The sequence below is a fragment of the Microcystis sp. M179S2 genome (assembly GCF_020245805.1).
In the GTDB taxonomy this organism is placed as follows: Bacteria; Cyanobacteriota; Cyanobacteriia; order Cyanobacteriales; family Microcystaceae; genus Microcystis; species Microcystis aeruginosa.
Genome location: NZ_JADBUE010000022.1, coordinates 1 through 8,902 on the forward strand (window position 1 = coordinate 1; position 8,902 = coordinate 8,902).

Sequence of the window (8,902 nt, forward strand, 5' to 3'; positions counted from 1 at the left end):
GGTCTTAGGTGTTAGGTGTTGGGATTTTAGGGTTTTAGGGTTTTAGGGTTTTAGTTGAAATTCCCCATTCCCCCATTTACCCATTTCCACATTTCCCCATTTCCCCCTTCCCCCATTCCCCCATTCCCACTTCCCCCTTTTATTTACTGGTGGTTTGAAAACGTTTCCAAACAGGTTCGTAACTTTGCAGAGCTTTCATATACTGTACCCGTTCAAAAGCAGTCGGATCTGGACAATTCATTTGACTCATACTGCCAATTAACTGCTCGATCGATTCGTACTCATTTTCTTCCAACCAATGCAACAAACCCTGTTCGATCTTGGTAATTTCCTCCAAACCGTGGCGTAATAAAACACTAACTAACATGGTCGCTTTTGCCCCCACCATCATCATTTTGATCACGTCGATGGCGTTATGAATACCACTGGTAGCGGCAAAATCCGTCGGTACACGACCGTAAAGCATGGCAATCCAGCGCAGGGGTAAACGCATTGCTTGGGGATTACTGAGGATAATATTGGGGTGAACATCTAAGGTGTCTAAGTCGATATCCGGCTGATAGAAACGGTTAAATAATACCAACCCATCGGCCCCCGCTTCCGCTAATTGTTTAGCCATATTGGCCGTATTGCTAAAGTAGGGACTTAACTTCATCGAGACGGGAATTGATACCTCCGATTTGACAATTTTGAGGATATCAATATAGTTTTGTTCGACGTGATTTCCGGTTAATTCTAGGTCGTTGGGAACATAATAAACATTCAACTCCAAAGCATCAGCGCCCGCTTGTTGAATTTGAATGGCATACTCCAACCATCCCCCAGAGGTCTCACCGTTGAGACTGGCAATAATGGGAATATCGACCATTTCTTTGGCTTTGCGAATATGGTTGAGATATTCGTCGGAACCAACGTGAAAAACCTCCGGTTCGGGAAAATAAGTCAAAGCTTCCGCAAAACTCTCGGCTCCGTGGGTAAAATGATGGTGTAGAGCCAGTCTTTCGTGTTTAATCTGCTCCTCGAAAAAGGAGTGTAAAACCACGGCAGCGGCTCCGAAGTCTTCCATTCTCTTGATATTGTCGATATCCTCGCTCAAGGGTGCGGCCGCACCGATAACTAGCGGCGATCGCAATTGCAAACCCATGTAGGTAGTGTGTAGATTCATAACTATTCGTTGCTCCCTGTACCTTTTGCTGCTAAATACTGATACATTTGCCAGCGCGTATCCACATCTGCTTGTGCTTCTTTGAGCAGACGTTTAGCTTCCTCCGGCTTACTGGTGGCCAACATCTTAAAGCGATTCTCCGAGTAGAGAGTTTGCGCTACGGTAAGCTTAGGCGCACGGCTGTCCAATTGTAGGGGATTTTTGCCTTCTTTAGCTAAATCGGGATGATAACGGTACATTAACCAGCGACCGCTTTCCACCACTTCTTTTTGATGGTTCATGGCGGTGGTCATGTTGATCCCGTGAGCAATACAGTGAGAATAGGCGATAATTAACGATGGCCCGTTGTAAGCTTCCGCTTCTAGGAAAGCTTTGATCGTTTGCTCGTTTCTTGCCCCCATAGCCACGCTGGCCACATAGACGTTACCGTAGGTCATGGCCATTAAACCGAGGTCTTTTTTCGGGCTGGGTTTGCCACCAGAAGCAAATTTAGCTACGGCGGCCCGAGGAGTAGCTTTCGAGGCCTGGCCGCCCGTATTCGAGTAAACTTCCGTATCCATGACCAAAATATTGACATTGCGACCACTGGCTAAAACGTGATCTAAGCCACCATAACCGATGTCGTAGGCCCAACCGTCACCCCCGACAATCCAGACGCTTTTCTTGACCAGATAATCGGCCACGGATAACAACATTTTCACCTGCGTGGTCGGGGTTAATTGCCCTAAACGGGATTTTAGGGCCTCTACCCGTTGCCGTTGTTCGTAAATTTCCGCTTCATCCACTTGGTGACAATTGAGAATATCTGCCGCTAGACTTTCTCCGATTTCACTAGCGAGGGTTCCTAAGAGTTCGGCGGCAAATTCTGCCTGTTTATCGATGGAAACTCGGAATCCTAAGCCAAATTCGGCATTATCTTCAAAGAGGGAATTCGACCAGGCCGGCCCGCGACCTTCGGCGTTAACTGCCCAGGGTGTTGTCGGTAAATTACCTCCGTAGATAGATGAACAACCGGTGGCATTAGCCACTATCATGCGATCGCCAAATAGCTGACTGACTAATTTAACGTAGGGAGTCTCACCACAACCGGCACAAGCGCCGGAAAACTCAAAGAGAGGTTCCTGCATTTGCTGATGGTTAATTTTATTGAGATTTAGGCTTAATCGGTCTGGATTAGGCAAATTAAGGAAGAAATCCCAGTTAACTCGTTCCTGTTCCCGCAGGGGCAATTGGGGAGCCATATTAATCGCTCTTAGACGCGGTTGCGATTTGTTTTTAGCGGGGCAAACATCAACACAGAGACCGCAACCGGTACAATCTTCGGCGGCCACTTGGATGGTGAATTTTAGCCCTTTCCAGTCGTGATCCTTGGCATTCGCGACTTTAAAGGTTTCCGGGGCCGTGGCTAATTCGGCCTCATCATAAACTTTCGAGCGAATAACGGCGTGGGGACAAACGAGAACGCATTTACCGCACTGAACACAGACATCTGCATCCCAAACGGGGATTTCTTGGGCAATATTGCGTTTTTCCCATTGGCTAGTGGCGGTGGGGTAAGTACCATCGTTGGGAAGGGCGCTAACGGGCAATTCATCCCCGTGACGGGCGATAATTTTGCCGAGGACTTCTCGGACGAAAGCGGGTGCGTTGTCGGGAATTGGTGGTCTTAATTCAAAAGCTTCAGGGGTGACAGTGGCGGGAATTGGGACTTGATAGAGGTGTTCTAGGGCAGAATCCACAGCTTTGATGTTCATCTGCACGATTTCTTCGCCTTTCTTGCCGTAGGTCTTGCGGATGGCTTTTTTAATTTGTGCGATCGCCTCTTCCCGAGACAAAACTCCCGCTAGGGCAAAGAAACACACCTGCATAACGGTATTAATCCGACTGCCCATCCCCGCTTCTTTGGCTACTTGAGTCGCATTAATCGTATAAACTTGCAGATTTTTATCGATGATAGTTTGCTGGAGATTGCGGGGTAAGTGACTAAACACCTCATCCGGTGGATAGGGACTATTGAGGAGAAAAATTGAGTTCGATTTAGCGGTTTCTAGCAGATCAAATTGTTCGACAAATTCCCACTGATGACAGGCGATAAAGTTAGCATCGGTGATTAAATAGGTAGAGCGAATCGGATGGGGGCCAAAGCGTAGGTGAGAAACGGTGACAGACCCAGATTTTTTGGAATCATAGACGAAATAACCCTGGGCATAATTATCAGTATCTTCACCGATAATTTTAATTGAATTTTTGTTAGCTCCCACCGTACCATCGGAACCTAAACCGTAGAAAACCGCCCGCACTACTTCGTCCGGTTCGGTGGAAAAACTGCGGTCATATTCCAGACTGGAAAAGGTAAGATCGTCAACGATACCAATAGTGAAGTGATTTTTCGGTTTGTCGAGACTTAAGTTATCAAATATGCCAGCAATCATGGCTGGAGTAAATTCTTTGGAAGATAAACCGTAGCGTCCTCCCACAATTTTCGGCAGCTTCCCTTCGTAGTTTTCCATAAAGGCATTTACCACGTCTAAATATAGCGGATCGCCCCCGGCACCGGGTTCTTTACAGCGATCTAAAACGGCTATTTTTTTCACCGTGGTGGGCAGAGCTGCCAGTAATTTTTCGGCGGCAAAGGGACGATAGAGACGAACTTTTAAAACCCCAACTTTAGCCCCATTTTGATTGAGATAATCGACGGTTTCATGGACGGTTTCCCCTCCCGATCCCATTAACATAATCACTCTTTCGGCATCGGGCGCACCGTGGTATTCATAGAGATGGTATTGCCGTCCTGTTAATTGGGCAAAACGATCCATAATTTTTTGAGTGATATCGGGACAAGCATGATAGAAAGGATTGACGCTTTCCCTTGCCTGGAAATAAACATCGGGATTTTGTGCCGTGCCTCGTAAAACCGGTCGATCGGGAGTTAAAGCCCTTTGACGATGGGCAATAATTAGGTCTTCATCGATCAGTTCTTTGAGAGTTTCATCGCTAATTAATTCGACTTTTTGCACCTCATGACTGGTACGAAAACCATCAAAAAAGTGCAGAAAAGGAATCCTGGTTTCTAGGGTGGTAGCTGTGGCAATAGCCGCCAGATCTTGAGCTTCTTGAACGGAATTAGCCGCTAACATAGCCCAACCCGTACTTCTGGCAGACATGACATCACTATGATCCCCAAAAATTGACAATCCTTGGGCTGCTAAAGCACGGGCCGCCACATGAACCACTGAAGAGGTTAATTCCCCCGCAATTTTGTAGAAGTTGGGGAGCATTAATAATAATCCCTGCGAGGAAGTGAAAGTGGTAGTTAAAGAGCCTGTTTGTAGCGCTCCGTGCAGGGTTCCCGCTGCCCCACCTTCGCTCTGCATTTCGATTACGGAAGGGATGGTTCCCCAGAGATTAGCTCTGCGTTCGGCCGCCCAACTATCGGACCATTCACCCATAGGCGAGGAGGGAGTGATAGGATAAATAGCGATCACTTCACTGAGACGATAGGCAACGCGTGCAACAGCTTCGTTACCATCTATGGTTGCATAGGTTTTTGTGGTCATGTGTTCCCCTTAGTTTTTACGATATTTGTCGGGATTTTAAGTTTTTTTACGGCTCAATTTCGCACTAAATATCCTCTCGTTTCCCTGACAACCGAAGGATTTTCTTGAGCGTCGCTTTTGACTCCCTATCTACTATTGGACGCTTACGGCAGACAGGCTTAAGTAGAGCAATTTTTCTGTCTCCACCTCGATCATTATCCAGATTCCGGGCTTTCTAGCAATTCGTTATTTTTTCTTAATACGCTGCTGAGTTTGCCAGCAACCGACCCTGGGATTAATTAATATTCAGAATTGAGATAAAAATTAATGATACTTTTAAAAAAAAAGTGCTAGGTCAGAAGATAAGCTGTTGACTATCTAAATTACTCGTTAAGACTGCATGGGAGAAGGGAGAAGGAATTATGAATTATTAATTAGGGTTTGCGGCAAAAAGTTTTTCGGTGGTGGCAGGGTGTGGGGTGTAGGGTGTAGGGTGTGGGGTGTCGGAAGAATAAATAGAAATAATCCCCTGTCTCCTGTCTCGGAGTCTCCTGTCTCGGAGTCTCCTAACCAAGCACGACAATTTTTGATTTTTGCAAGAGATCTAATAACCAGTTGATTTAGTCAGCCGATGAAGTTAAGATGTACTAGGTTAAACACAAATGAACTAAAGTACAAATTATCTTAACCCAAGGATAGGAAAATAGATCATGACTAACCTCGAATCCCTTACTCAAGCGCAACAGGAGTTGTACGACTGGCTAATTGAGTATATTCGCACTACTCAACACGCCCCTTCCATCCGGCAAATGATGCGAGCGATGAATTTACGCTCTCCCGCACCGATTCAAAGCCGTTTAGAACGTTTACGCGCCAAAGGCTATATTGATTGGACAGAAGGAAAAGCACGCACCCTGCGGATTCTCAAACAACCAGTGCAAGGTTTACCGGTTCTGGGTGCGATCGCTGCTGGTGGTTTAGTGGAACCCTTCACCGATGTGGAAGAAAAACTCGATCTTTCTAACCTGTTGCAACGCAGCCAAGACTGTTATGCTCTGCGGGTTTCCGGAGACAGTATGATCGAGGATCATATTGCCGATGGGGATCTGGTGATTATGCGTTCTCTCACGGGTAATGAAGCGGTGTCCAATGGGGAAATCGTCGCCGCTAGAGTCGAAGGCCACGGCACTACTTTAAAACGTTTCTACCAAGAAGGAGAAATCATCACTCTCCAACCCTCTAATCAAAAATATCAACCAATTACAGCCAATACCGAACAAGTACAAGTGCAAGGGGTTTTGGTTGGTGTTTGGCGCGGTTATTAGCCAAAACTGGGGCGCACTTAAGCGCCCCGATCATTTTTCCTCTCCTTGGCTTCTGGAAAAGAATCGGGTGGGCCAACTAGGATAATATAAGGGTTTCAGCCTATCCCGAACTCAGGTGTTTTAACTTTTATGCCCAAAAAACAGAAATATCCCCATCTCTTGGGATCAAAATGGACGGCAAAACAAAAAACATGGGGCTGGCGACATTTTCAAGTGGTCAATCGTCAAAATCGCGGTCAATGGGTTTTTGCTGAATTAGTCGCTTCCTGCGATCCGACTGTCCGCTTCTGGATTAATGCTAAACAGTTGCAAGATGCGAATCTTTGGCAATCAGGTTGGCAAACCCTAACGGAAATGAACCAACCCGACAGCACCGACGAGATTATTGTTAATTAAGTAGGTAGGCGTTAAAAATTATCAGATGCCCCCCTTATTAAGGGGGGATTAAGGGGGGATCGAACCTAAAATCCATTTTTAATTTAATTATAACCAGCTACTTAAATGCAGTACAGCCTATTACTGTTCCATAAAAGTCCGCACCGTACCATCAGAACCAAGAACTAGACGCAATTGAGGATTACCAGGGATATCGAGGGGAGAAACAAAAGGTTGATTGAGCAGGGGCATATTAGTGCGATCGAGATAGATTTTCGCCGCCTGTCCCAGGGGAATAATCTGTTTTAGGGAACCATCCTGATTTAAGACCAAACGGTACTCTAGAGTATGCTTGAGACTTTCCGGCGGTTGCCAACGGGATTGAAAATATTCTCTGGTTTCTGCCACTTGGGGAATGGTATCTAGTAAGTTCGTCTCTGGGGCTTTAGCGGTGCTTGTGGGCGGTTTTCGGTCTAAATTGACATTTTCGGGGTTAACAGGGCTTAGAGGCGGTAAATTGGGCAATTTTGGCGGTGCTGGAGTCGGATTCATCGTGGTGGGGGGAACATTTGTCAGTGCATTTGTACCCTGATCACCAGTGACGGGGGGGGCAGTAATCGGGATTTTCTGATTATTCGGTTCAATTACGATCGCCGCGCCGCCAGGACGCGAACCTGTCACTGGTGGCGGCGGTAAAGTGGGCGGCGGAATCACCAGGGGGACGCTAGAGGGCCGAACTGGGGCTGGAACGGTTCCCACGGGTGGCGGTGGCGGTAAAGGGGTTTTATTGCCCAAATTTGCCGGTAACTGCGGGTTTGGGGCGGCCGTTCCCGTGGGGGGTAAAGGCAGCGTTGGCAAGGGTTGGGGAATCTTGGCACTATTGGGATCAGTGGTTAAATCATTGTTGGCCACTTCTTGCTGTTGATAAAATGCGATCGCTATTCCCCCGATAGTTATTAGGGCTGAGGCGATTAATCCCGTCCACATCAGGGCATTTTTTCGAGTTTTCTGGCGAATTAATGGGGGTATTAGGGGGCTTTCATGGTTATATTCCCCTAAAGCATTGGCTAGATCGAATAATTGCGATGTGGTTAATTCGATCTCCTGTTTATCCTGATCGGTTAGCAGGGAACCCAAAAATAATTGATGCTGCAGAAGTCCCTGACAACGGAGAGAGGGTAAGGAGGGGAGATGGCTTTCGGGGGAACCACTAGCCACGAAAGAGAGGGTAGAAACGGGACTAGAGAGTAAATTCTGCACATAATTAGCAACAATTTCCCCTAGGAGTTGTAATTGTGTGCGATCGCCTTTGATCGTCACCTGTTTTTCCTCACTCAATCTAGGATCATCAAAGCGCAATTGAAAGTGGGCATCGTTTAAGACATTTTTACCTAGCCAAACCGCTAGAGGCGAACTATTTCCCCAAATTTCTAGGGTACAGGTGGGGGGTGTATATTTGCGAATTAGATTACTCATTTTTAGTTATCGGTGGGAATTATGAATTATGAATTATGAATTATGAACTGGGAAGAATAAATAAAAAATAATCGCCTGAATACTGACTCCTGAATACTGACTCCTGAATACTGACTCCTGATAGGCTTTTTATTTTTGACTTGCCAAAAGGGTGTGCCAGAGAAGGAGATGACTGCGGGGGCTGCTGTAGAACAATAAATCGATTAATAATTTCCAAGCTAGGGAAGTTAGGCTAGAATCACTGAGATTATTTTCCGATATTTCTGGGTATTTTAAGCGAAAATTAGCGATATAATTGCCCAAAAGCGTGGTTTTGACTGGTTCTTGTCCTTGAGTTCCCACTTGTTCCAAGAGAATTACGGCGCGACGGATTAACTCTTGCTTTTTTTGGGCTAGATGACAGAGGAGGAGAACTAGAGAACGGATGTCCGCTAGGGAGAGGTTTGACTGGGGTTGCCAGTAGTGGGCAACTAGGCGATCGCTTGTATCCAGATCTAAGGCTAATTCTTGGGCTGCTTGGGTGATAGACTCGGAGTCTAAATTAGCTAGAGAGACTAAAGCAACCAAAATCAGGTTTAAATAGCTATTAATATTCTCTAACTGCTCGTTACTGGGTGAGATAGCTAGGGGTAAATCCTCACCCGTGGAGGACTCGGCAGACTGAGGCATAGTCAAGGACATAGATAATAAGGAATTGCCAGCAGAAAAACTTGGGTTTAGGAGAAAAAATCACTGGTTCTAAAGTGTCATCGCCAATTTTGGCTCTGAAACCCCGTTCTCAAAGGACGGCTTTACTATGAAATAGTAGCGCATTTACACGATATATGCTAGAATGTGAGATATGGAGAAAGCCTATTCGTTTCGATTTTACCCCACAGCAGAACAAGAGTCGCTATTGCGGCGCACCTTGGGCTGTGTAAGATTAGTTTACAATAAAGCTCTCCATCTCAGAACACAAGCTTGGTACGAAAGACAAGAAAGAGTAGGATATACTGAAACTTCTTCAATGCTAACCGATTGGAAAA

Annotated in this window: 7 protein-coding genes; 3 read left to right on the forward strand and 4 right to left on the reverse strand. The window is 46.1% G+C overall.

All coding sequences use genetic code 11. The features are described from left to right. Window positions 1-139: 139 nt before the first annotated feature. Together IM500_RS01275 and nifJ are read right to left on the reverse strand one after the other, a co-directional pair. A complete protein-coding gene (locus IM500_RS01275; RefSeq protein ID WP_079209080.1) occupies window positions 140-1,165 on the reverse strand; it encodes a dihydroorotate dehydrogenase-like protein in 1,026 nt (341 codons plus the stop codon). A 2-nt stretch (window positions 1,166-1,167) separates the two neighbouring features. Further along, the gene (nifJ, locus tag IM500_RS01280; protein WP_287737462.1) at window positions 1,168-4,722 is read right to left on the reverse strand and encodes a pyruvate:ferredoxin (flavodoxin) oxidoreductase; all 3,555 of its coding nucleotides are present in this window, start codon (window positions 4,720-4,722) and stop codon (window positions 1,168-1,170) included. A gap of 689 nt (window positions 4,723-5,411) precedes the next feature. Between nifJ and lexA the strand changes: the two genes are divergently transcribed. Together lexA and IM500_RS01290 are read left to right on the forward strand one after the other, a co-directional pair. Then, a complete protein-coding gene (gene lexA / locus IM500_RS01285; RefSeq protein ID WP_002758280.1) occupies window positions 5,412-6,026 on the forward strand; it encodes a transcriptional repressor LexA in 615 nt (204 codons plus the stop codon). Window positions 6,027-6,155: 129 nt separating this feature from the next. Continuing rightward, window positions 6,156-6,422 carry a TIGR02450 family Trp-rich protein gene (locus tag IM500_RS01290; RefSeq protein WP_002800208.1) on the forward strand — a complete coding sequence of 89 codons (267 nt, stop codon included), beginning with the start codon at window positions 6,156-6,158 and terminating at the stop codon, window positions 6,420-6,422. Window positions 6,423-6,542: 120 nt separating this feature from the next. Here IM500_RS01290 and IM500_RS01295 read toward each other — a convergent pair whose 3' ends face one another. Together IM500_RS01295 and IM500_RS01300 are read right to left on the reverse strand one after the other, a co-directional pair. After that, the gene (locus IM500_RS01295; RefSeq protein ID WP_287737463.1) at window positions 6,543-7,877 is read right to left on the reverse strand and encodes a DUF4335 domain-containing protein; all 1,335 of its coding nucleotides are present in this window, start codon (window positions 7,875-7,877) and stop codon (window positions 6,543-6,545) included. 129 nt (window positions 7,878-8,006) lie between these two features. Continuing rightward, window positions 8,007-8,546 (reverse strand): DUF3038 domain-containing protein, encoded by a 540-nt coding sequence (locus IM500_RS01300; RefSeq protein WP_287737464.1) that lies wholly within the window; start codon window positions 8,544-8,546, stop codon window positions 8,007-8,009. 172 nt (window positions 8,547-8,718) lie between these two features. Here IM500_RS01300 and IM500_RS01305 point away from each other — a divergent pair. Continuing rightward, on the forward strand, window positions 8,719-8,902 hold a 184-nt coding region (locus IM500_RS01305), incomplete at its 3' end, for a helix-turn-helix domain-containing protein (RefSeq protein ID WP_287737466.1).

Excerpts from the sequence above, each read along its gene's own strand:
- IM500_RS01275 (WP_079209080.1), bottom strand. The coding sequence starts at position 1,165 with ATGAATCTACACACTACCTACATGGGTTTGCAATTGCGATCGCCGCTA.
- nifJ (WP_287737462.1), bottom strand. The coding sequence starts at position 4,722 with ATGACCACAAAAACCTATGCAACCATAGATGGTAACGAAGCTGTTGCA.
- lexA (WP_002758280.1), top strand. The coding sequence starts at position 5,412 with ATGACTAACCTCGAATCCCTTACTCAAGCGCAACAGGAGTTGTACGAC.
- IM500_RS01290 (WP_002800208.1), top strand. The coding sequence starts at position 6,156 with ATGCCCAAAAAACAGAAATATCCCCATCTCTTGGGATCAAAATGGACG.
- IM500_RS01295 (WP_287737463.1), bottom strand. The coding sequence starts at position 7,877 with ATGAGTAATCTAATTCGCAAATATACACCCCCCACCTGTACCCTAGAA.
- IM500_RS01300 (WP_287737464.1), bottom strand. The coding sequence starts at position 8,546 with ATGCCTCAGTCTGCCGAGTCCTCCACGGGTGAGGATTTACCCCTAGCT.